This is a genomic window from Sinorhizobium mexicanum (assembly GCF_013488225.1).
Taxonomy (GTDB): domain Bacteria; phylum Pseudomonadota; class Alphaproteobacteria; order Rhizobiales; family Rhizobiaceae; genus Sinorhizobium; species Sinorhizobium mexicanum.
Genome location: NZ_CP041238.1, coordinates 1351163 through 1372679, shown reverse-complemented (window position 1 = coordinate 1372679; position 21517 = coordinate 1351163). Strand labels below are relative to the sequence as shown.

Annotated in this window: 18 protein-coding genes; 10 read left to right on the top strand and 8 right to left on the bottom strand. The window is 61.3% G+C overall.

Going from position 1 to position 21517, the window contains the following annotated elements; all coding sequences use genetic code 11:
• Positions 1-10: 10 nt before the first annotated feature.
• The 4 genes from glyA to FKV68_RS06395 all read right to left on the bottom strand — a co-directional run bounded on the left by glyA (position 11) and on the right by FKV68_RS06395 (position 4363).
• Positions 11-1306 (bottom strand): serine hydroxymethyltransferase, encoded by a 1296-nt coding sequence (gene glyA, locus FKV68_RS06410; RefSeq protein ID WP_180940692.1) that lies wholly within the window; start codon positions 1304-1306, stop codon positions 11-13.
• 182 nt (positions 1307-1488) lie between these two features.
• On the bottom strand, positions 1489-2814 hold the full coding sequence (locus tag FKV68_RS06405; protein ID WP_180940690.1) for a L,D-transpeptidase family protein: 1326 nt from the start codon (positions 2812-2814) through the stop codon (positions 1489-1491).
• Between the two features lie 468 nt (positions 2815-3282).
• Positions 3283-3795: a transcriptional regulator LdtR gene (gene ldtR, locus FKV68_RS06400; RefSeq protein WP_180940688.1), complete on the bottom strand. Its 513-nt coding sequence runs from the start codon at positions 3793-3795 to the stop codon at positions 3283-3285.
• A gap of 130 nt (positions 3796-3925) precedes the next feature.
• Complete coding sequence (locus FKV68_RS06395) at positions 3926-4363, bottom strand: DUF6163 family protein (protein ID WP_180940687.1); 438 nt, start codon at positions 4361-4363, stop codon at positions 3926-3928.
• 214 nt (positions 4364-4577) lie between these two features.
• Between FKV68_RS06395 and hemB the strand changes: the two genes are divergently transcribed.
• The 4 genes from hemB (at position 4578) to FKV68_RS06375 (ending at position 7961) form a co-directional block, all read left to right on the top strand.
• Positions 4578-5591: a porphobilinogen synthase gene (hemB, locus tag FKV68_RS06390; RefSeq protein ID WP_180940685.1), complete on the top strand. Its 1014-nt coding sequence runs from the start codon at positions 4578-4580 to the stop codon at positions 5589-5591.
• 81 nt (positions 5592-5672) lie between these two features.
• Positions 5673-6137 carry an RDD family protein gene (locus FKV68_RS06385; RefSeq protein WP_180940683.1) on the top strand — a complete coding sequence of 155 codons (465 nt, stop codon included), beginning with the start codon at positions 5673-5675 and terminating at the stop codon, positions 6135-6137.
• A gap of 141 nt (positions 6138-6278) precedes the next feature.
• Complete coding sequence (locus FKV68_RS06380; RefSeq protein ID WP_180940682.1) at positions 6279-7055, top strand: arginyltransferase; 777 nt, start codon at positions 6279-6281, stop codon at positions 7053-7055.
• A 3-nt stretch (positions 7056-7058) separates the two neighbouring features.
• Positions 7059-7961, top strand: coding sequence for a DMT family transporter (locus FKV68_RS06375; RefSeq protein WP_180940680.1), 903 nt, complete (start codon positions 7059-7061; stop codon positions 7959-7961).
• A 63-nt stretch (positions 7962-8024) separates the two neighbouring features.
• Here the strand turns inward: FKV68_RS06375 and FKV68_RS06370 are convergent, their stop codons facing one another.
• Together FKV68_RS06370 and parC are read right to left on the bottom strand one after the other, a co-directional pair.
• Positions 8025-8357 carry an ArsR/SmtB family transcription factor gene (locus FKV68_RS06370; RefSeq protein ID WP_180940678.1) on the bottom strand — a complete coding sequence of 111 codons (333 nt, stop codon included), beginning with the start codon at positions 8355-8357 and terminating at the stop codon, positions 8025-8027.
• A gap of 229 nt (positions 8358-8586) precedes the next feature.
• Positions 8587-10863, bottom strand: a complete 2277-nt coding sequence (parC, locus tag FKV68_RS06365) for a DNA topoisomerase IV subunit A (RefSeq protein ID WP_180940676.1) — start codon at positions 10861-10863, stop codon at positions 8587-8589.
• 411 nt (positions 10864-11274) lie between these two features.
• Here parC and FKV68_RS06360 point away from each other — a divergent pair, with 411 nt between their 5' ends.
• The 3 genes from FKV68_RS06360 to groL all read left to right on the top strand — a co-directional run bounded on the left by FKV68_RS06360 (position 11275) and on the right by groL (position 14754).
• Positions 11275-12468, top strand: a complete 1194-nt coding sequence (locus tag FKV68_RS06360; protein WP_180940675.1) for a hypothetical protein — start codon at positions 11275-11277, stop codon at positions 12466-12468.
• A gap of 291 nt (positions 12469-12759) precedes the next feature.
• Positions 12760-12984: a hypothetical protein gene (locus tag FKV68_RS06355; protein WP_180940674.1), complete on the top strand. Its 225-nt coding sequence runs from the start codon at positions 12760-12762 to the stop codon at positions 12982-12984.
• Positions 12985-13125: 141 nt separating this feature from the next.
• Positions 13126-14754, top strand: coding sequence for a chaperonin GroEL (gene groL, locus FKV68_RS06350; RefSeq protein ID WP_180940672.1), 1629 nt, complete (start codon positions 13126-13128; stop codon positions 14752-14754).
• A gap of 125 nt (positions 14755-14879) precedes the next feature.
• On the opposite strand, the gene FKV68_RS06345 is transcribed toward groL, so the two are convergent.
• On the bottom strand, positions 14880-15260 hold the full coding sequence (locus tag FKV68_RS06345; protein WP_180940670.1) for a rhodanese-like domain-containing protein: 381 nt from the start codon (positions 15258-15260) through the stop codon (positions 14880-14882).
• A gap of 183 nt (positions 15261-15443) precedes the next feature.
• Positions 15444-17231 (bottom strand): aspartate--tRNA ligase, encoded by a 1788-nt coding sequence (gene aspS, locus FKV68_RS06340; RefSeq protein WP_180940668.1) that lies wholly within the window; start codon positions 17229-17231, stop codon positions 15444-15446.
• A 295-nt stretch (positions 17232-17526) separates the two neighbouring features.
• Between aspS and FKV68_RS06335 the strand changes: the two genes are divergently transcribed.
• The 3 genes from FKV68_RS06335 (at position 17527) to rnd (ending at position 21490) form a co-directional block, all read left to right on the top strand.
• Complete coding sequence (locus tag FKV68_RS06335) at positions 17527-18759, top strand: MFS transporter (protein WP_180940666.1); 1233 nt, start codon at positions 17527-17529, stop codon at positions 18757-18759.
• A gap of 99 nt (positions 18760-18858) precedes the next feature.
• Positions 18859-20259 carry a multicopper oxidase family protein gene (locus FKV68_RS06330; protein ID WP_180940664.1) on the top strand — a complete coding sequence of 467 codons (1401 nt, stop codon included), beginning with the start codon at positions 18859-18861 and terminating at the stop codon, positions 20257-20259.
• A gap of 79 nt (positions 20260-20338) precedes the next feature.
• Positions 20339-21490, top strand: a complete 1152-nt coding sequence (gene rnd / locus FKV68_RS06325; RefSeq protein WP_180940662.1) for a ribonuclease D — start codon at positions 20339-20341, stop codon at positions 21488-21490.
• Positions 21491-21517: the final 27 nt, after the last annotated feature.

Sequence of the window (21517 nt, the reverse complement as noted above, 5' to 3'; positions counted from 1 at the left end):
AGCCGTCCGATCACATGTAGCTGTACATCGGGAACCGGTCGGTGAGCTTGATCACCTTCTCGCGCACCGCAGCTTCCACGGCGGCGTTGCCCTCGTCGGAATTGGCAACCTTGAGGCCATCAAGCACCTCGACGATCAACTCGCCGATTTCCTTGAATTCCGCCTCCTTGAAGCCGCGCGTCGTGCCAGCCGGCGCACCGAGACGGACGCCCGACGTGACGAAGGGCTTTTCCGGATCGAAGGGAATGCCGTTCTTGTTGCAGGTGATGTAGGCGCGGCCGAGAGCGGCTTCCGCCCGCTTGCCCGTCGCGTTCTTCTTGCGCAGGTCAACGAGCATCAGGTGGTTGTCTGTACCGCCCGAAACGATGTCGAGGCCGTTCGCCTTCAGCGTTTCGGCGAGCGTGCGGGCGTTCTTGACGATCTGAGCCGTATATTCCTTGAAGGAGGGCTGCAGCGCTTCGCCAAGAGCAACGGCCTTGGCCGCGATCACGTGCATCAGCGGGCCGCCCTGAAGGCCGGGGAAGACGGCCGAATTGATCTTCTTGGCGATGTCCTCGTCATTCGTGAGCACCATGCCGCCGCGCGGACCGCGCAGCGACTTGTGCGTCGTCGTCGTGGCGACGTGGCAGTGCGGGAACGGAGACGGATGCTGACCACCGGCAACGAGACCGGCGATATGGGCCATGTCGACCATCAGCCAGGCGCCGACTTCATCGGCGATTTCGCGGAAGCGCTTCCAGTCCCAGATGCGCGAATAGGCGGTGCCGCCGGCGATGATGAGCTTCGGCTTGTGCTTGCGAGCCTTTTCGGCAACGTCGTCCATGTCGAGCAGGTGATCGTCGGCGCGGACTCCGTAGGAGACGACGTTGAACCACTTACCGGACATGTTCACGGGCGAGCCGTGGGTCAGGTGACCACCGGAGTTAAGATCGAGGCCCATGAAGGTGTCGCCCGGCTGCAGCAGTGCCAGGAATACGGCCTGGTTCATCTGCGAGCCGGAGTTCGGCTGGACGTTGGCAAAGTTGACGCCGAAGAGCTTCTTGGCGCGTTCGATCGCCAGTTCCTCGGCGATATCGACGAACTGGCAGCCGCCGTAGTAGCGCTTGCCCGGATAGCCCTCGGCATATTTGTTCGTCATGATCGAGCCCTGGGCCTCGAGCACGGCACGCGAAACAATGTTCTCGGAGGCGATCAGCTCGATCTCGTGGCGCTGGCGCCCCAGCTCCTTCTCGATCGCACCGAAGATCTCCGGATCGCTTTCCGCGAGAGAGCGGGTGAAGAAGGCGTCATTGGTTTGTGCAAGCATCGGCTCGAGGCTCCTCTCAAAGGTGGTCGTTCTTTAGCTTCCTCGCACGCGGAGAGCAATATCCGCTGTGCGGTTTGCGCCATTTCCACCATCCGCCGCGCCGAACGAGTCAGCGCGCACGCCAAGAAAAAGGCCGCGTTCGTTCAGATGCGCGGCCTTTACAGGTGAAGTCGGGAGTTTGCTTATTGCGGCAGAGCGTCCTGCTCGATGGAGCCTGCCGACTGTTCGATTCCCGTGGTGGTCTGGAGCGCGAGCTCGGCAGCACCGTCACGCTGATAGATGTCGTCGCGGAACTGCACGACCCGGTCCTTTGCCGACCAGGCGGTAACATAGGTGAAGTAAACCGGCACTTCCTCCGCGAGCGTGATCGGCGTGTTGACGCCGGACTTGATCGTCGCCTCGATCTGCTGGCGGGACCAGCCGGGCGTTTCCTTCAGCAGCCAGGTCGAAAGGTCGCGAACGTTCTGCACGCGCACGCAGCCGGAAGATTCAAAGCGCATCAGCTTGTTGAACAGGCCCTGCTGCGGCGTGTCGTGCATATAAACCTGATGCTCGTTGTGGAAGTTGATCTTCGTCGAGGACATCGCGTTGATCTTGCCCGGGTCCTGGCGGAACATCAGGTTCGGCGCCTTCTCCGCATACCAGTCCACAGTCTCGGGCGACACTTCGTTGCCGCTGCCGTCGAAGAGGCGGATGGCGTTGCGCTTCAGATAAGTGGGGTCCTTGCGCATCAACGGCATGATGTCCTTCTGGATGATCGAGCGCGGCGCGGTCCAGTAAGGATTGAGGATGACTTCGTAGATCTTCGAGTTGAGGATCGGCGACTGGCGGTCGATCTTGCCGACGATCGCCGTATGGCGCAGCACCACCCGGCCATTCTCGACAGCCTCGATATAGGCGGCCGGGATGTTGACCATCACATAACGGCGACCGAGATCGCCGGACATCGACTGAAGGCGGACAAGGTTGGTTTCAAGCTGACCAAGGCGGGTCGTGGCATCGACGTTCAACGCCTTCAGCGTGTATTCGCCGATGACACCGTCGGCCGGCAGGCCGTGGCGCGCCTGGAAACGCTTCACCGCACCGTCGACATAGGAATCGAAGGAAGAGGAGATACCGGCCGAACGCGGCAGGTCGCCGGAAACCATCAGGCGCTGGCGCAGCTGTTGAACGGAGGCATCGGTGACGCCCAGTTCCATCTTCACCGAGGCGGTGACTGTCGGCCAACCGCCGGAGGCAACGATCTGCTGATAATCATAGATCGCCTGCTGAAGGTGGCTGATCGTCTCGGGGCCGAAGACCGGCGTGTTGGAAAGAACGGCCGTTGCCGTGCGCGATGCCTTGGCGTCGAACTGGTCGTCCCAGGAGCCGCGGCGCGGTGAATTGATGATCTCGTTCAGAGCATCCTGCGCGCTGGCGGCACCTGCCCATGCGGCAGCACTGAGCGTTGCGGCCGAGCGCAGAAATGCACGGCGCGAGAAAGCATCAATTCCGTTCTTTTTCGACATAGTCCCTACCATCCCAATGCGCCGAGAGGCGCGCTGCCCGAGCCCTAGCACGAACGTGGTTAACAAAGGTCAACCCCTGTGCCACCCAGCTCTCACGTCGGTTACAGCGCCCCGCGTCCGATCGGACGCGCGAAGGTCGCCGTAGCACTTTGAACAGCTGCATGATTTCGTCCTTAAATCGACTCCGATCCAAGGAATCATGCAGTAGTGCGAGCGAAAGCATCCAGCCGGCAGGCGGAACACGAAACGAATCCCCGTCGTAAACCCGAGAGCACACCTGCGGCATCAAAGCGTCGCTCCCACAGCAATATGGCCAATTCGTGTCTCGGAATTATCGATCCATCGTCCGCGGCGGCCACGTTCGCGCCCGATCATGAATTTGCAGCGGGAACCACGACGACCGAACGCAGCAAGGGTCGGACACGCAGGGGTTGCGCCCGACCCTTGAATTGGAGGTCTCCGATTTGATCAGAGGCGGTAGAGGATCTGATCGTTCCAGAAGCGATCGAGACGCTGCAGGAGCTTGTTCATCTGGGTGAATTCGTCGGAACCGATGCCGCCGACCTTCTGGATCGAGCCGATGTGGCGCTCGTAGAGCTTAGCGACGGTTTCGGCGATGTCCTGGCCCTCTTCGGTCAGGCTGATGCGGACCGAGCGGCGGTCGACGCGTGAGCGCTGATGGTTGATGAGCCCCAGATCGACCAGCTTCTTGACGTTGTAGGAGACGTTCGAGCCGAGATAATAGCCACGCGAGCGGAGTTCGCCGGCGGTCAGTTCGGAGTTGCCGATGTTGAAGAGCAACAGCGCCTGGACGGCATTGACGTCGCTGCGGCCCTGACGGTCGAACTCGTCCTTGATAACGTCGAGCAAGCGGCGATGCAGACGCTCGACAAGGTGAAGGGATTCCATGTAGAGACCACGGATCGTTTCTTCCTGCGGGTCTCGGGGCGCAACTGCCTGCGGCTTCATTTTCGTGTTCATTTGACTGCCTCACTGTTCTGTTTGGCGGTGTCTGTTTGTCTTCCCGCCTTGAGTGAGACCCTATCGAATACGTATAAAATTCTACTTAAACCGCAGCCTTAACATGAGCTTACCGTCGGGCGAGCCTGTCTCAGGGTGAATCAACCCTTACCTTCCGCGCTTGCCGCAGTCGCTGCACGAACAGCGCAACGCGGAAAAGAACGAAGGTTACGGCGACGGCCCCGTGGAGCAGGAACAGCAAAGGCCGGGCACCGAAAGTGCCGGGGTAAAATTCATGCACGGCGATTTCGATCGCCGCGGCGAGGACCCAGACAACGGGGCCCCAGGAAACCAAAAGCCATAGGCCGATCGCAGCGACCGGGTAGACGACGGCAAGCGCGGTGGCCGCGGCGCGCCACTCCGGCGGCAGCAGATCGAACCGGCCGGCACCGTTGTGGGAGAAGCCGATGAGCATTGCCCAATAGTTCAGGGCGAACCAGAAGCAGGACGCCGAGACCAGGCGGAGGAACCAGCCGAGGAGCACTTCGGTCAGCGACGGCTTCGGGACATGAGCAGAATCGTGAAGCATGCGCGGCAACATAGGCCGAGTACTTCGTCAGATCTACCAGCAAGAACCACAGGCTCGCGCAGCCCTGCAGCACCGTGCGTCCAATCAGAACACGCAGAGGAAACATGAGCCGGGAGCAAATGCCGCAGCCGACGGCGAGGTTGTGCGGTTTTCAACCGACGGCAGCACATGGTAAAGCGCGTTCTCCAGTGCAAATGCAGAAGGAAGCGGCGCGATGAGCGACAACACGAATCTTGTGGACAGGATAACCGGACACCGCCGCATGCGCCGCAACCGCAAGGCGGACTGGACGCGACGGCTGGTGCGGGAAAACCGCCTGACCGTCGACGATCTGATCTGGCCGATCTTCATCGTGCCGGGCAGCGGCATCGTCCAGCCGATCGACGCCATGCCGGGGGTCAACCGCATGAGCGTCGACAAAGCGGTCGAGGCGGTGAAAGAGGCGGCCGACCTTGGCATCCCGGCAGTTGCCACGTTTCCGAACATCGACATGGCGTTGCGTGACGAAACCGGCTCCAATAGCCTCGCCGCAGACAACCTGATCAACGAGGCGACCCGGGCGATCAAGAGGGCGGTGCCGAACATCGGCATCATCACCGACGTCGCACTCGACCCGTTCACCAGCCATGGCCATGACGGGATCCTCCGCGACGGCGAGATCGTAAACGACGAAACCGTGGAGGTTGTCGCCAGGGCAGCGGTGACGCAGGCCGATGCGGGATCGGACATCATTGCCCCGTCCGACATGATGGACGGGCGCATCGGCGCGATCCGGCAGGCGCTCGACGCCGCCGGCCACCAGAATGTCGGCGTCATGTCCTATGCGACGAAATTCGCCTCCGCCTTCTACGGCCCCTACCGTGAGGCAATCGGCACCGGCGGTCTGCTCAAGGGCGACAAGAAGACCTACTACATCGACCCGGCCAACGGTACCGAGGCGATCCGCGATGCCGCGCTTGATGTCGAGGAAGGCGCCGACATGCTCATGGTCAAACCGGGCCTGCCCTATCTCGACATCTGCTGGCGGATGAAGGAGGCCTTTGGCCTGCCGGTTTTCGCCTATCAGGTTTCCGGAGAGTATGCGCAGGTGAAGGCCGCTGCGGCCAATGGCTGGATCGATGGCGAACGGGTCATGCTGGAAACGCTGCTGGCCTTCAAGCGGGCGGGCTGCGACGGAATATTGAGCTATTTTTCGGTCGAAGTGGCGCGCATCCTGGCAAAACGCTAAGTGGCAGACCGCATTCAGCCATGCATTGTTTTGTCCGGGCTCCTTCCCCATATCTGATCGGCAACAATGTGAGGCACGCCGATGAGCATGCATAACGAACAAGTCAGATTCCCGAGCGATGACTGGCGCGCCTATCAGGGCGTGCTGTCGCGGCGAGTCTTTGCCTTCATCATCGACTACGTGATCATTGCCCTGCTCTGGATTCCGGCGGCGGTCGTCGTGTTTTTCCTGGGCATTCTCACGCTTGGCCTCGGGTTCCTCCTCTATCCCGTGCTCTTCGCCCTTGTGGCAATGCTCTATTTCGGGATGACCGTCGGCGGCCGCGAGCAGGCCTCGCCGGGCATGAGAATCATGGGCGTGGCGATCGCCCGGACGGACGGACGGCCGATGGATTTTCTGACAGCGATCGTTCATCTGGTGATCTTCTGGATCGCCAACGCGCTGTTGACACCGCTCATCCTGCTGATCGGTCTCTTCACCGACCGCGGCCGGCTTTTGCACGACCTTCTGATCGGCACGGTCACGGTACGCCGCGATATGTACTAATGCCTGCGGGTTATCTTTGCGCCTTGCGGACGGCAAGGCACCAATTCCGTGAGGAATGCCTAAACGAGTGAGTTGACGTTTTTCATTCTTAGGCCATGCTATTGCGATGAGTAACCGCACGAAGAGTGGCCCCCACGCTCGATGAACACGCAGACCACACCGTCTCCACAATTCTACCTGACTGCACCGGCACCCTGCCCGTATCTGCCGAACGAGATGGAGCGAAAGGTCTTCACCCACATGGTGGGCGAACGGGCCCCGGAACTGAACGATCTCCTGACGCAGGGCGGCTTCCGCCGCTCCCAGAACATCGCCTACCGGCCGGCCTGCGAAACCTGTCGCGCTTGCGTCTCGGTGCGCATCCTTGCGAACGAGTTCGCGCCGACGCGTTCGATGCGTCGGGTGCTCGCCGCCAATCGGGACGTGGTGTCGGCCGAATACCCCGCCGAACCCTCGAGTGAACAATACAACCTCTTCCGCCGCTATCTCGACCGGCGGCATCAGAAGGGCGGCATGTCCGACATGTCGGTGCTCGATTACGCCATGATGGTCGAGGACACCCACGTGCATACGAAGATCATCGAATACCGCTTGCGGATCGAAGGCGACAGCATCAACGACAAGGCCAGGGGACCATTGGTCGCCACCGCCCTGACCGACCGTATGAGCGACGGCCTATCGATGGTTTACTCCTTCTTCGATCCGGCCCTCTCGGAGCGTTCGCTCGGCACCTTCATGATCCTCGATCATATTCGCCGGGCGAAGGAGCGCGGCCTTCCCCATGTCTATCTGGGTTATTGGGTGAAGGGCTCGCGCAAAATGGGGTATAAAACAAAGTTTTTGCCGCAAGAGCACCTTATGGCCCGTGGGTGGGAACGCTATTGTGGCGACGATGACGCACCCACCGAAACGGACTGAGAATTGACACCTTCCTCTGACGCCGCCCGGCACCGGCGCGGCCTTGCCATCACCGGCCTCGGCGGCCTCGCCCTTTCCTTCGACATTCCGCTTATCCGTTCGGCGAACGGCGAGGTCTGGTCGATTCTCGCCTTGCGCAGCCTTTCAACCTTCTTCGTCGCACTTGCGGCCTGGTTCGTGCTCAATCGCGTACTTGGCCGCCGCGTTGCATTGATTCCCGGTAAGGCGGGTCTGGTCGCCGGTCTGTTCTACGCCATCAATTCCTTCACCTTCCTGCTCGCCGTGTTCAACACCTCGACGGCAAACGTCGTCTTCGTGCTGGCCTTCACGTCGATGTTCGCGGCGCTCCTCTCCTGGATTTTCCTCAAGGAACGGCCCTCGAACGCCACCCTCATGACGATGGCCGTTATGGTTTTCGGCGTCGGGGTGATCGTGCAGGACGGGCTCGAAAGCGGACATCTCTTCGGTGACGCGATGGCCGCGTGCTCCGCCTTCCTCCTGGCAGGCGCGATCACCATCGCGCGCAGGAGCGGCCGGGACATGGCGCTGGTGCCGCTGACGACGGCAATCTTCCCCGCCGTCGCCGCCTTCGTGCTCCTGCCGTCGAGCGGTATTTCGATTGCGGAACCCGGCTACATCCTCTTCAACGGCCTGGTGATGATCCCGCTTGCCTTCTTCTGCCTCGCGACGGGCCCGCGGTTTCTTTCCGCGCCGGAGGTCGGCATGTTCTATCTGCTGGAGACGATCCTCGCTCCGATCTGGGTGTGGATCGTCTTTTCGGAAACGCCAACGACGCAGACACTCCTTGGGGGAGCCATCCTCATCTTCGCCCTGATCGGCCATTCGCTCTGGCAGATCCGCAGCAGGGCGATGAAGGCGCAGATGCAATGTGCGGAACTTGGATAGGCGCGCCTTTACTGCGATAGCTTCCTTGCACGCACGATAAGACGCGCGGCTCCGAGTCGGCGATCACTGTCCCTCGTCGCCGGGTCCAGGCTCGTGCGAAACGCTCTGCATCTGCGAGCGCATTGTCCAGAGTTCGCGATTGGTATTGATCCACTTCGCCACGATCTCGAGCGGCGCCGGATCGGCGGTGACGATCTCCCCGCCCTCGCTCTGTTGCCGGGCAATCAGGCCTGCGCTTTCCATGATGGCAAGATGACCGGAAAGGTCATCCCGTTTCATGCCGACGGCAGTGGCAATCTCCGCGGCACGCGTCGCGCCTGCAAACAAGACCTCGAATATGCGGCGGCGTATCGGATCGGCAAGCGCCAGCAAGGCTGCGTCAAGAGCGGAGGCCATGACATTCACCCCTCTGGAGAGGAACATTGAACCACGAAGGCAATCGCCTCAGCGCCGCCTTTGACTGCATATTTCTTCAAATCTGAGCGGATTTAAGGACAAAATATGCAGCAATTCAAAGTGCTAGCGTATCGACCCAAAAATCGGAATCGATTTTCGGAAAGCACGATGCGTAAGTTGCAAAGACTACAGCATCCTTTATGCGCCTGAAGGCGCACGGCATCCTAGATCATCCGTTGAACTTGCCGCTGCGCGGGAAGCCCTTCGGCACGGCTCGTCCGGCCGCGGCACGGTCGCCGAGCCACTCGATCAGTTCATCCTTCATCTTGGTGAAGACGCGACCGGCGCTGTCTTCCCAGGTGAGCCCCTCCGCAATGGTAAAGCATCGAATGTCGGAAATGCCACCATCCTTGTAGCGCTGCAGCCGGACGCCCTTGCCGCGCGCCATTTCGGGGATCTGCACCAACGGGAAAACAAGCATCTTGCGGTTTTCGCCGACGACGGCGACATGATCGCCCTTGACGGGAACGACGAGCTTCGCCTCGTCCGGCATGCCGACGTTCATCACCTGTTTTCCCTTGCGGGTATTGGCGACGATATCGCTTTCGGTAACGACGAAGCCGTTTCCTGCAGCGGATGAAATGATGAGCTTGCGTGCCGGATCATGGACTAGGGCGGTCAGCACGTCCTGATCGTTCTCCATGTCGACCATGATGCGCAAGGGTTCGCCATGGCCGCGCCCGCCGGGCAGCTTGTCGCCGCCAAGGGTGTAGACCTTGCCGCCCGTCGTGAAGATGAGGATCTTGTCCGTCGTCTGCGCCGGGAAAGCCACTTTCAGCGCGTCTCCCTCCTTGAACTGGAGCGATGACGTGTCGGAGATGTGTCCCTTCAGGGCGCGGATCCAGCCTTTTTCCGAAATGACGACGGTGATCGGTTCCTTCTCGATCATCGCCTGCTGAATGGCCTCGACATCGGCCTCCGGCGCATCGGCAAAAGTGCTGCGACGCTTGCCAAGCTCGGTCGCCTTGGCGAACTTCTTCTTGACCTCGCCGATTTCCCAGGCGACGGCCTGCCACTGCTTCTCATCAGAGGCAAGCAACGCCTCGATCTCCGCCTTTTCCTTCGACAGCGCATCGAACTCCGTCCGGATCTCGAATTCCTCGAGCTTGCGCAAGGAGCGCAGGCGCATGTTGAGGATCGATTCGGCCTGGAGATCGGTGAGCGTAAAACGCTCCATCATCACCGCCTTCGGCTCGTCCTCCTCGCGGATGATCCGGATCACCTCATCGATGTTGAGGTAGGCGACGAGATAACCACCGAGAATTTCCAGTCGGCGGTCGATCGCGGCCAGCCGATGGCGCGAGCGCCGCTGCAACACCTCGCGCCGGTGAGCCAGCCACTCCGTCAGCACCTCGTTCAGCGCCATGACGCGCGGCACGCGGCCCATCGACAGCACGTTCATGTTGAGCGGAATGCGGCTTTCGAGCTCGGTCAGCTTGAACAGCGATTCCATCAGGATGCCGGCATCGACCGAGCGGCTTTTCGGCACGAGCACGATGCGCACGTCTTCGGCCGATTCGTCGCGAATGTCCTCGAGCAGCGGCAATTTGCGGGCAACGAGCAGCTCGGCAATCTTCTCGATCAGCCGCGACTTCTGGACCTGATAGGGAATCTCCGTGACGACGATCTGATAGCCGCCGCGGCCGAGATCCTCCGAAACCCAACGCGCGCGGACCCGGAAGCCGCCGCGACCGGTCCGGTAGGACTCGATCATGCTAGCCCGGCTTTCGACGATCACGCCGCCCGTCGGCAAATCCGGCCCCTCGATGCCACCCTTCTGTGGGTTGGCGGGATCGAACAGCAGGTCCTCGACCGTCGCATCCGGATGGCGGATGAGATGGAGGGCCGCGTCGCAAAGCTCATGGGCGTTGTGCGGCGGAATGGAGGTGGCCATGCCGACGGCGATACCCGAGGCGCCGTTCGCGAGAAGATTCGGGAAAGCGCCGGGAAGCACGACCGGCTCCTGGTCTTCCTCGTTGTAGGTCGGGCGGAAATCGACGGCGTCCTGATCGATACCTTCGAGAAGAAGGGCCGCAACCTCGGTCATCTTCGCTTCGGTGTAACGGTAGGCGGCGGCATTGTCGCCGTCGATATTGCCGAAGTTGCCCTGTCCGTCGACAACCGGGTAACGCTGCGAGAAATCCTGCGCGAGGCGCACAAGGGCATCATAGACGGACTGGTCGCCATGCGGATGGAACTTACCGATGACGTCGCCGACGATACGCGCGCATTTCTTGAAGGAGGAATTGGGTCTCAGCCCCATCTCGCTCATGGCGTGGATGATCCGGCGGTGGACGGGTTTCAGGCCGTCGCGGACGTCCGGTAGCGCGCGATGCATAATGGTTGACAAGGCATAGGCGAGATAGCGCTCTTCCAGCGCCGCCTTGAGGTCAACCGGCTGAATGTTGTCGTCCCCGCCCGATGGCGGCAAAAGGCTTTGTCCCATGCCCTCTTGCTACCGCAACCGGCCGCCAACGGCAAGAATTTCAAGGCACCGCCTTGTGGAGAACGCGGCCTCTACAGCGCCGCGCTTCTAGACGGCCGACGGCCGGTAAGGTTCCGGAAGGGATAATCCGCGGGGAACAAGCACCATCCGATCTGACGAATATAATTTTGCCCTGTTTCGTATTAGCTTCAGCGTGTGCTGATTTGGCCGATTTGAAATTGAGGATTCGAGTGAGGGTATCCGTGTTCGAGATGTCAGGCTGTCTGCAAGGGGCAGGCCGACCGTCGCAGGGATCGTTTCAGGCTCCGTCGGGGCTGGCGAGTTGACGGAGCCCGCAGAGATCACTCAGATTAGCGATAACCGATCCCAGAAACAGCTTCGCATCAAACATTTTTGATAAGGAACTCGATAATGACGCATACGCGCAAGATCCGCCTGATGATGGCGAGCGCCGCCCTTCTCACACTTGCCGGCCCCGCCTTCGCGCTGGATGGCGCGGACATGATGAAAAAGCTTGATGCGGCTCTATCCGCCAACGGTACCTCGATCCGGTTCGACAAGGCGGACGTGAACGGCGACGTCGTCACTGTGACCGGCGTCAAGCTGCAGATGGCGGCGAACCCCGGAGAGGCGGCCAACATCGGTAACGTCACCTTCGAAGGTGTCGAGGAGCGCGAAAATGGCGGCTATTACGCCGAGACCGTTACCCTCCCGGACATCAATGTCAGCCAAGAAGGCTCCAGCTTCTCCGCACGGAACCTGTCGATCGGCGGCCTGTCGATCCCAGGCAATCCGGCCGGCGACACGATCAACGATATCCTGCTTTACGAGACGGCAGGAACCGGACCGATCGTGGTCAATGTCAAGGGCAAGGACGTCTTCACGGTCGAGAGCACCGAAGCCAATCTGACGCGGCAGGAAAATGATGCCGGCTTCGACTTCGACGCATCGCTCGCCGGGCTCAAGGCAGATCTCTCTGACGTCGAGGACGCCAAAGCAAAGGAAGCGATCGAAAAGCTGGGGCTGACCACGCTCGACGGCGAGGTCACCATGAAGGGCAGTTGGGCACTGCAGAGCGGGAATCTTGCCCTCAATGAATACGCCCTCGACTTCAAGAACGTCGGCCGGCTGAACATCGCCATGGACTTTTCCGGATATACGCTGCAGTTCATGAAGGCGCTGCAGGAAGCGACAAAAGCCGCAGAAGCCAACCCGAACAAGGAAGAGGCTAATCAGGCGATGGGCCTCGCAATGATGGGCCTCATGCAGCAGCTGACGTTCAACAGCGCCTCGATCCGCTTCGACGATGCTTCGATCACCAAGAAGGCGCTCGACTACGCCGGTAGCCAGCAGGGCGTCACAGGCGATCAACTGGCACAATCGCTGAAAGGCCTCGTGCCGATCATGATGGCGCAGCTCAACGTACCGGAGTTGCAAAACCAGGTTTCGGCCGCCGTCAACGCCTTTCTTGACGGACCGAAGAGCCTGACGATCAGCGCCAAGCCCGAGAAGCCGGTTCCCTTCCCGATGATCATGGGCGCCGCCATGGGTGCGCCGAACACGATCCCCTCGGTACTCGGCGTGAAGGTGACAGCGAACGACTAACGCCTCCTCCAGGTTTCCTTAAATCGGATCCGACTTAAGGATAAAAATACGCAGCAATTCAAAGTGTTACAGCGTCCATTGCCCGTCGGATAAGACGTGCGACGCAGTAGGCGCTCGCGAAGCGATACTCCGATCCCGATCGAGCCCGGCGGCGCCCGCCGGGCTTTTTCTATCCCGATTGATTAATGCTATCATCCACTGCTTGATGCTCTGAGGCGATCACCTATCTATTTTTGCGTATGGTTGCCGACAATCGCGCATTCCCGACCGATGAAACGGAAGGAGGACGCCATGGGACTGAAGCATTCGGATATCACCGCTATCCTCGGCCCGGTCGACGAGACACTAATGGCCGAGCTACTTGCGACGGGCGCGACAGCGAGCGAACTCGCCGAGGCGATTGCTTGGGTCAACAATGACGAGGCCCTGATCGGCGAAGGCCGTCATCTTCCGGCCGGCCGCGTCGCGGCGTTGATCGACATCCTGACACCTGAAGAAGACAACGAGGAATTATAGTAGCAGTCCGACTCCAGGGCGGACGACAGCGTCCGCCCTGGAGTCGGTGTTCGCAAGGACCTGATGACAGGGGTGACCCGGTAGCCTGTTGCGGAGGCCATCGGCGATCATCCTACATTTTCCGTGTTGAGGGAGGAGCACATGGCTGCCAAGGAAGTCAAATTCAATACCGATGCCCGCGACCGCATGCTGCGCGGTGTCGACATCATGGCCAACGCCGTTCGGGTCACCTTGGGCCCCAAGGGCAGGAACGTGGTCATCGACAGATCCTTTGGAGCGCCGCGGATCACCAAGGATGGAGTGTCGGTCGCCAAGGAAATCGAACTCGAGGACAAGTTCGAGAACATGGGCGCACAAATGCTGCGCGAAGTGGCCTCGCGCACGAGCGACGTTGCCGGTGATGGCACGACCACTGCGACCGTGCTGGCCCAGGCGATCGTCAAGGAAGGCGCCAAGGCCGTCGCTTCCGGGATGAACCCTATGGATCTGAAGCGAGGCATCGACCTTGCCGTCGAGGCCATCGTCAAGGAACTCGAGACCCACGCCCGCAAGGTTTCAAAGAACGCCGAAATCGCCCAGGTGGCAACGATCTCCGCCAATGGCGATGCCGAGATCGGGCGTTACCTGGCCGAGGCGATGGAGAAGGTCGGCAACGAGGGCGTGATCACCGTCGAGGAGGCCAAAACCGCCGAGATCGAGCTCGAAGTCGTTGAAGGCATGCAGTTCGACAGAGGCTACCTCTCTCCCTATTTCATTACCAATCAGGACAAGATGCGGGTCGAGTTCGAAGATCCCTACATCCTGATCCACGAAAAGAAGCTCTCCAACCTCCAGGCCATGATCCCGATTCTCGAATCGGTGATCCAGTCCGGCAAGCCGCTCCTGATTATCGCGGAGGACGTCGAGGGTGAGGCATTGGCAACGCTCGTCGTCAACAAACTGCGCGGCGGCCTGAAGATCGTTGCCGTCAAGGCGCCCGGCTTCGGCGACCGCCGCAAGGCCATGCTCGAGGATATCGCAATCCTCAGCGGTGGCACGGTCGTTTCCGAGGATCTCGGTATCAAGCTCGAGAACGTGACAATGGATACGCTCGGGCGGGCAAAGCGGGTCATCGTCGAAAAGGAGACGACGACCATCGTCGATGGTGCCGGTGAGAAGGCCGATATCGGCGGGCGCATCAGCCAGATCAAGGCGCAGATCGAGGAAACGACGTCGGATTATGACCGTGAAAAACTGCAGGAGCGGCTCGCCAAGCTCGCCGGTGGCGTCGCGGTGATCCGCGTCGGCGGTTCGACGGAGGTGGAGGTCAAGGAAAAGAAGGACCGCGTCGACGACGCCTTGCATGCGACGCGGGCAGCGGTCGAAGAAGGCATCCTTCCCGGCGGCGGCGTTGCGCTGCTGCGCGTCGTCAAGACGCTCGGCAACGTACCGACGGCCAATGATGACCAGCGCGTCGGCGTCGAGATCGTTCGCCGTGCAATCGAGGCACCCGTGCGCCAGATCGCCGAGAATGCAGGCGCCGAAGGGTCGATCGTCGTGGGCAAATTGCGTGAAAAATCGGACTTCTCCTACGGCTGGAACGCCCAGACGGGGGAATTCGGTGACCTCTACGACATGGGCGTAATCGATCCGGCCAAGGTCGTGCGCGCGGCTCTGCAGGACGCCGCCTCCGTGGCAGGCCTGCTGGTCACGACCGAAGCGATGATCGCCGAGAAACCCAAGAAGGAAGCGCCGCCTCCGATGCCCGGCGCGCCCGGAATGGATTTCTAATAAGCAACTCAACACGCAGGCTCGCCGAGGCGCAGACGCGTCCCGGCGCCTTCATGTCATGCCGCCGAGCAGGTGCGGAGCTCCCGAGGAGCCTCAATCTCGGCTACCTGATCGATCCAGGCGCCTCAAGCCGGTTCTGTATCGACGCCCGCCTCGACCAACTCCTTGAAGCCACCGATGTTGAATACTGCCGTGTAGCCCATGTCCTGCAGCGTCTTTCCGGCAAGGGCCGAACGGCCGCCAGACGCACAATGCAGCAGGACCGTCTTGTCCTTGTGGAAGGCCGGATTGTGGTACTGGCTTTCCGGGTCTGCGCGAAATTCCAGCATCCCCCGCGAGACGTTCACCGCGCCCTTGATCTTCCCGGTTTGCTGAACCTCGGTCGGATCGCGGACATCAACGATGAGCACATCACCGGAACGCATCTTCTCGGCCGCCTCGGTGGGCGACAATTTCGGGACAACACTATTTGCTTCCGCCAGTAGGTCCTTGACGTTCTTCGCCATCGTTCACTCCACCCAAAAACGCTGCCATGGAGCAGCGGAGAAAGGAAACGCCTGGAGGGAAATGCTGTCAAGGCGAGCAATGGGACGGCAACGTTTGGGGCGACGGTCGCAGCGCGGCCTGCAGCTCGATCAAAAAAACCCGGCGGTAGAGACCGCCGGGCCATGTTTGTACGTTTAAGAACCTCAGTCCTTCTTCTGCGGGATCGGACGGATCGCCAGCTCGCGCAACTGGGTCGGCGTCGCCAGCGACGGAGCGCCCATCAGCAGATCCTGAGCCTGCTGGTTCATCGGGAAGAGCGAAATCTCGCGCAGGTTCTTGGCGCCGACGAGCAGCATGACGATACGGTCGATGCCGAAGGCCATGCCGCCGTGCGGCGGCGCGCCGTACTGGAAGGCGCGGTAGAGCCCGCCGAACTGCTCCTCGACTTCCTGCTGGGACTTGCCCGTCAACTCGAAAGCCTTGACCATCAGTTCCGGCAGCTGGTTACGGATGGAGCCGGACGCAATCTCGAACCCATTGCAGACCATGTCGTATTGGTAGGCCTTGATGGAGAGCGGGTCGTCGCCGTTCAACGCCTCGAGGCCACCCTGCGGCATCGAGAAGGGATTGTGGGCGAAATCGATCCTCTTTTCCTCGTCCAGCCATTCGTAGAACGGGAAGTCGACGATCCAGCACAGTTCAAAGCGGTCGCGATCAACGAGGTTCAGTTCCTCGCCCGCCTTGGTGCGGGCTTCACCGGCAAACTTGTAGAACTTCGCCGGTTCGCCGGCGACGAAGAAGCAAGCGTCTCCGTCCTCGAGGCCAAGCTGCGTGCGGATCGCGTCAGTACGTTCCTCGCCGATATTCTTGGCGAGCGGGCCGGCGCCTTCGAGCTTTTCGCCCTCCTTGCGCCAGAAGATATATCCGAGACCCGGCTGGCCCTGGCTCTGGGCCCAGGCGTTCATGCGGTCGCAGAACGCTCTGGAGCCACCGGTCTTGGCCGGAATCGCCCAGACCTCGACCCGCGGGTTGGATGCGATCATGTTGGCGAAGACCTTGAAGCCCGAACCGGCGAAATGCTCGGTCACACTCTGCATCTCGATCGGGTTCCTGAGATCCGGCTTGTCGGAGCCATACTTGCGGATCGCCGTGTCATAGGGAATGCGCGGGAACTTTTGCGTCACCCGCTTGCCGCCGGCGAAATCCGCGAAGATCGAGCGGATCATCGGTTCCATCGTGTCCCATACGTCTTCCTGCTCGACAAAGCTCATTTCGAGGTCGAGCTGGTAGAATTCGCCCGGCAGCCGGTCGGCGCGCGGATCCTCGTCGCGGAAGCAGGGAGCGATCTGGAAATAGCGATCGAAGCCCGCGACCATCAGAAGCTGCTTGTACTGCTGCGGTGCCTGCGGCAGCGCGTAGAAGGTGCCGGGGTGAATGCGGCTCGGCACGAGGAAGTCGCGCGCGCCTTCCGGCGAGGAGGCTGTCAGGATCGGCGTCGTGTATTCGGTAAAGCCGATCTCGCTCATGCCCCGCCGCATGGCCGAAATGATCTCGGTACGCTTGACGATGTTGCGGTGCAGCGTCTCGCGACGAAGATCCAGGAAGCGGAATTTAAGGCGCACATCCTCCGGATAGTCCGGCTCGCCAAAAACCGGCAGCGGCAATTCCTTGGCCGCCGACAGAACCTCGATCTCGCGGGCATAGAGCTCGATCTCGCCGGTCGGCATGTTCTTGTTGACGGTTTCGTCGGTGCGCGCCTTGACCGTTCCGTCGATGCGGATGACCCATTCGCCACGCACCGTCTCCGCCGTCTTGAAGGCCGGAGAATCCGGGTCGGCGACGACCTGGGTCAGGCCATAATGATCGCGCAGATCGATGAAAAGCACGCCGCCATGGTCGCGGACGCGGTGAACCCAGCCGGAGAGGCGAACGGTGGAGCCGACATCCGACTTGCGGAGGGCGGCACAGGTGTGGCTGCGGTAACGGTGCATCGTCTAATCCTGGAATTGCTGAAAACCGCGCAAGCCGCATGGGGGCGCACGGCAGATCAAAATCGGGCGGAAAAGCGCATGATGCGCCGGTTTTGTCAAGGCCGCGGCTTTGTTCCGGTGGCCAGAGTAGTAAGCCGGCGCGCTGCTGTCGTCACTATCATTGCCGGCAGGTGGCGCAAAAAGAACGCAAAAGGCCACAAATCAGGACTGTCCCCGACGGTGGGCCACCGCTAAACAGGAAGCAGGCCGGTGTTTCCCCTGACTCGCGGCCGTTATCCGGATGCTTCCTGCCCCCATGTCCCAGATCCGCCCGCTCATCCCGCTTCTCGTCACCGCAGGCATTCTCATCGGCGGCAACGGTCTCCAGGGAACGTTCATTTCGCTGCGAGCGCTCGAGGAGGGATTCTCGACCTCGCTGATCGGGCTCGTCGGCGCCGGCTACAATATCGGCTTTGCCATCGGCTGCGTCTATGTCACTCGCATCCTCCGGGCAATCGGCCACATCCGCACCTTCTCGGCGATGGCCGCGATCGCATCGGCAGCGGCCATCTCGATGGTGCTGCTCATCGACCCGTGGTTCTGGTTCCTGATGCGGCTTGTTGCCGGCATCTGCTTCGCGAGCCTCTTTGCAACCGTCGAGAGCTGGCTGAACGCGAGCGTCACCAACGCCAACAGGGCGCGCACGCTTTCCGTCTACCGTCTGGTGGATCTCGGTTTCGTTACCGCCGCGCAATATGTGATTCCGGGAGTCGGCATCGGCGGTTTCGAGCTTTTCGCGATCATCTCGATGGCGCTGACACTCTCGCTGGTGCCAATTTCCTTTGCCGACCGATCAAGCCCCGTGGCGCCGGAAGCGATCCGGTTCGACGTCAAGGCGCTGTGGAACATCTCGCCGCTTGCGACGGTCGGCTGCATCGTCGTCGGCCTCACCAACGCGGCCTTTCGCTCGCTCGGGCCGATCTATGCGCAGGGCATCGGCCTCTCTGTCACCGCGATCGCGACCTTCATGAGCGCGGGCATCATCGGCGGCGTGGTCCTGCAATATCCGCTCGGGCACTATTCCGACCAGATCGACCGCCGGCTGATCATCCTGATCGCGACGTTCGGTTCGCTTCTGGCCGGGCTGTTCCTCGCCTTCGGCGCAGGCAGCGACGAGTGGCTGAATTTTTCGGGCATCTTCGCCTTCGGCGCATTTGCGATGCCGCTCTATTCGCTCTGTTCGGCACATGCCAACGATCACGCGGCCGAGGGGCAGCATGCCCTGGTCTCCGCCGGCATGCTGTTCTTCTGGTCGCTCGGCGCGATCATCGGCCCACTCTTCGCCTCCTTCATGCTCGATCTCTACGGACCGCAGGCGCTCTTCATTTATACCGCGGTGATCCTCGCCCTCTTCATGCTCTACACCCTCCGGCGCATGACGGCGCGTGCACCAGTTCCGACGGAAGAGCGCGCCATGCCGTTTCGCAATCTCCTGCGCACCTCGTCCTTCTTCAACAAGCTTGCCGGCGGTCAGCGAGAGGACGCGTGACAGGCCTCTGCGGCAAGATGACCGGCGCGGCGAATTGCTGATTATGAAAATCAGGTTTAGAACCGGCCCGATCGCTTATCCTCACTATGGGACGTCATGATGCCGTTGTTGAACCGCCGAACGTTTCTCCAGGGCTCGGCTGCGCTTGGAGGCGCTTTCGCGCTGGGCGCCGGCGTTGCCGCTCGAGCCGGCGCCTCTCCCGCTCCGCAAGTCCTGACGGCACAATTCGCGGACGCAAGGATCGCGGTCGATGGCGTGACGCCCAAGGTCATGACCTACGGCCTCGGCGATGCTCTACACACGAGCGTGCCTCCGGTCTTGCGAATGCGCAAAGGCGAGGCCTATGCGGCAAGACTGATGAACCGGCTCGACGAACCGACCACGGTCCATTGGCACGGCTTGCGGATCGCCAACGCGATGGATGGCGTGCCGGAGATAACGCAGCCCTACGTCTATCCCGGCGACAGCTTCGACTATGTCTTCACGCCACCTGATGCCGGTACCTTCTGGTACCACCCGCACTGCAACACGCTGACGCAGATCGGCCGAGGGCTTGCGGGCGTGATCGTTGTCGAGAATCCCGAGGACCCGGTCTTCGACGCCGAGATCGTCCTTAACCTCCGGGATTGGCGGCTCGGGGCGGGCGGCAAGTTCATCGACCCGTTCAAACCCCGCGATGCGGCCCGGGGCGGCACTTATGGCACGGTCAGGACGACGAACTGGCAGCGCGAGCCGGTGTTCGAGGCGCCTGCCGGCGGTCTGGTCCGCGTGAGGATTGTCGCCACTGACGTAACACGCATCTACACGATGGCGCTCGAGGGCGCGGCGGCGAAGGTAGTTGCCCTGGACGGCAACCCGACGGAGGCCCCCTTCCCGCTGGATCGCCTCGACGTCGGCCCCGGGCAGCGCATGGATCTCGTCGTGCGGATGCCGGAGAGTGAAGGCCAGACAGCAAAACTTGGCAACGACCGCGGCTCGCAGCCCTGGACCATCGCGACATTCCGGTCGGTGGGAGCCTCGCTGAAGCGCGACCTGCGCGACGTCGCTCCCCTGCCCCCCAATCCGATCGCGGAAGCCGATCTCTCCACCGCCAAACGGATTCCGATCGAACTGACGGCAACGGCCGAGCACAGGGCAACGCCCTCGATCTGCGGCTCGCTCGGCTACACATTCTGGGCGATCAACCAGGTTCCGTGGCCTGGCGATACACCGGATCCGGTCGCGCCGATCGAGGAGTTGAAGCTTGGCAAGAGCTACGTGCTACAGATCTCCAATCGCACGCCACACGCGCACCCGATCCACCTGCATGGCCTGAGCTTCCGCATTCTGAACTCCAACAAACGGAGCTTCCTGCCGCCGCCGACCGACACCATCCTTCTCCTGCCGGACGAGCAGGCGGAAGTCGCACTGGTTGCGGACAACCCTGGCGACTGGGTAATCCACTGCCACATCATCGAACATCAAAAGACCGGGATGACCGGTTATTTCAAGGTGGTCTGACAATTTCGATTGTGACAGCAGCCGCGAAACGATACACGGAAGGGCAAGCCGCATTTTTGCCACAGTGATTAAAAACCCGATGATCCAAACCACAGTAGATCTAGAGGCCGCCTGCACACGGTTGGCCCAATCAAGCTATATTACGATCGACACCGAATTCCTGCGCGAAACGACGTTCTGGCCGGAGCTCTGCCTGATCCAGATGGCGAGCCCCGATCTGGCCGTCATCGTGGACCCGATGGCGCCGGGCATCGACCTCGCGCCGTTCTTTGCGCTGATGGGCAACGCGGATGTGGTCAAGGTCTTTCACGCCGCGCGCCAGGACATCGAGATCATTCATCATCTCGGTAACCTTATCCCGCATCCGCTCTTCGACACGCAGGTCGCGGCGATGGTCTGCGGCTTCGGCGACAGCGTTTCCTACGACCAGTTGGTCAATCGCATCAAGAACGAGCAGATCGACAAGTCTTCGCGCTTTACCGATTGGAGCCGCCGACCGCTCACGGACAAGCAGCTCGACTACGCGCTCGCCGACGTCACGCATCTCAGGGAGATCTACCAGTATCTGACAGCGGAACTCGCCCGTGAGGGTCGTTCGTCCTGGCTGGCCGAAGAAATGGCGATCCTGGAAAGCCGGGAAACCTATGACCTGCACCCGGACAACGCCTGGCAGCGGCTGAAGATGCGCATCAAGAAGCCGATAGAACTCGCGGTGCTGCAGAAGGTAGCGGCCTGGCGTGAGCGTGAGGCTCGCACGCGCAACGTTCCGCGCGGACGGATACTCAAGGATGACGCGATCTACGAGATCGCCCAGCAGCAGCCCAAGGACGCCGAGGCGCTGGGTCGGCTCAGGACCATCCCCAAGGGGTGGGAGCGTTCGAGCGCAGGCACGTCCGTTGTAGAAGCTGTGAACGAGGCGCTTGGCATTCCGAAGCCGGACCTGCCGCGCCTGCCGCGCCAGAACCACGCGCCCGAGGGTGCTGCGGCGGCCGGCGAAATGCTGAAGGTGCTGTTGAAGCTCATCGCCGAAAAGGAAGGCGTCGCAGCCAAGATCATTGCCAACAGCGAGGACCTCGACAGGATCGCCGCGGAAGGCGAGAAGGCCGATGTGGACGCGCTCAAGGGCTGGCGGCGGGAGCTCTTTGGTGAAATGGCGCTGAAGCTCATCAACGGCGAAGTCGCCCTGCGCTTCGTCGGCAAGCGGATCGAGGCGATGGAAATCGGCGGTTGAAATGCCGCAGGTGAGAAAACAACTTTC

What these genes read in the sequence shown, in the direction of transcription:
- FKV68_RS06345 (WP_180940670.1), bottom strand. Translation starts at nt 15,260, where the DNA reads ATGGCGAAGAACGTCAAGGACCTACTGGCGGAAGCAAATAGTGTTGTC.
- FKV68_RS06370 (WP_180940678.1), bottom strand. Translation starts at nt 8,357, where the DNA reads ATGGCCTCCGCTCTTGACGCAGCCTTGCTGGCGCTTGCCGATCCGATA.
- FKV68_RS06405 (WP_180940690.1), bottom strand. Translation starts at nt 2,814, where the DNA reads ATGTCGAAAAAGAACGGAATTGATGCTTTCTCGCGCCGTGCATTTCTG.
- FKV68_RS06355 (WP_180940674.1), top strand. Translation starts at nt 12,760, where the DNA reads ATGGGACTGAAGCATTCGGATATCACCGCTATCCTCGGCCCGGTCGAC.
- FKV68_RS06380 (WP_180940682.1), top strand. Translation starts at nt 6,279, where the DNA reads ATGAACACGCAGACCACACCGTCTCCACAATTCTACCTGACTGCACCG.
- groL (WP_180940672.1), top strand. Translation starts at nt 13,126, where the DNA reads ATGGCTGCCAAGGAAGTCAAATTCAATACCGATGCCCGCGACCGCATG.
- aspS (WP_180940668.1), bottom strand. Translation starts at nt 17,231, where the DNA reads ATGCACCGTTACCGCAGCCACACCTGTGCCGCCCTCCGCAAGTCGGAT.
- FKV68_RS06395 (WP_180940687.1), bottom strand. Translation starts at nt 4,363, where the DNA reads ATGCTTCACGATTCTGCTCATGTCCCGAAGCCGTCGCTGACCGAAGTG.
- ldtR (WP_180940688.1), bottom strand. Translation starts at nt 3,795, where the DNA reads ATGAACACGAAAATGAAGCCGCAGGCAGTTGCGCCCCGAGACCCGCAG.
- rnd (WP_180940662.1), top strand. Translation starts at nt 20,339, where the DNA reads ATGATCCAAACCACAGTAGATCTAGAGGCCGCCTGCACACGGTTGGCC.
- FKV68_RS06335 (WP_180940666.1), top strand. Translation starts at nt 17,527, where the DNA reads ATGTCCCAGATCCGCCCGCTCATCCCGCTTCTCGTCACCGCAGGCATT.
- glyA (WP_180940692.1), bottom strand. Translation starts at nt 1,306, where the DNA reads ATGCTTGCACAAACCAATGACGCCTTCTTCACCCGCTCTCTCGCGGAA.
- FKV68_RS06385 (WP_180940683.1), top strand. Translation starts at nt 5,673, where the DNA reads ATGAGCATGCATAACGAACAAGTCAGATTCCCGAGCGATGACTGGCGC.
- FKV68_RS06330 (WP_180940664.1), top strand. Translation starts at nt 18,859, where the DNA reads ATGCCGTTGTTGAACCGCCGAACGTTTCTCCAGGGCTCGGCTGCGCTT.
- hemB (WP_180940685.1), top strand. Translation starts at nt 4,578, where the DNA reads ATGAGCGACAACACGAATCTTGTGGACAGGATAACCGGACACCGCCGC.
- parC (WP_180940676.1), bottom strand. Translation starts at nt 10,863, where the DNA reads ATGGGACAAAGCCTTTTGCCGCCATCGGGCGGGGACGACAACATTCAG.
- FKV68_RS06360 (WP_180940675.1), top strand. Translation starts at nt 11,275, where the DNA reads ATGACGCATACGCGCAAGATCCGCCTGATGATGGCGAGCGCCGCCCTT.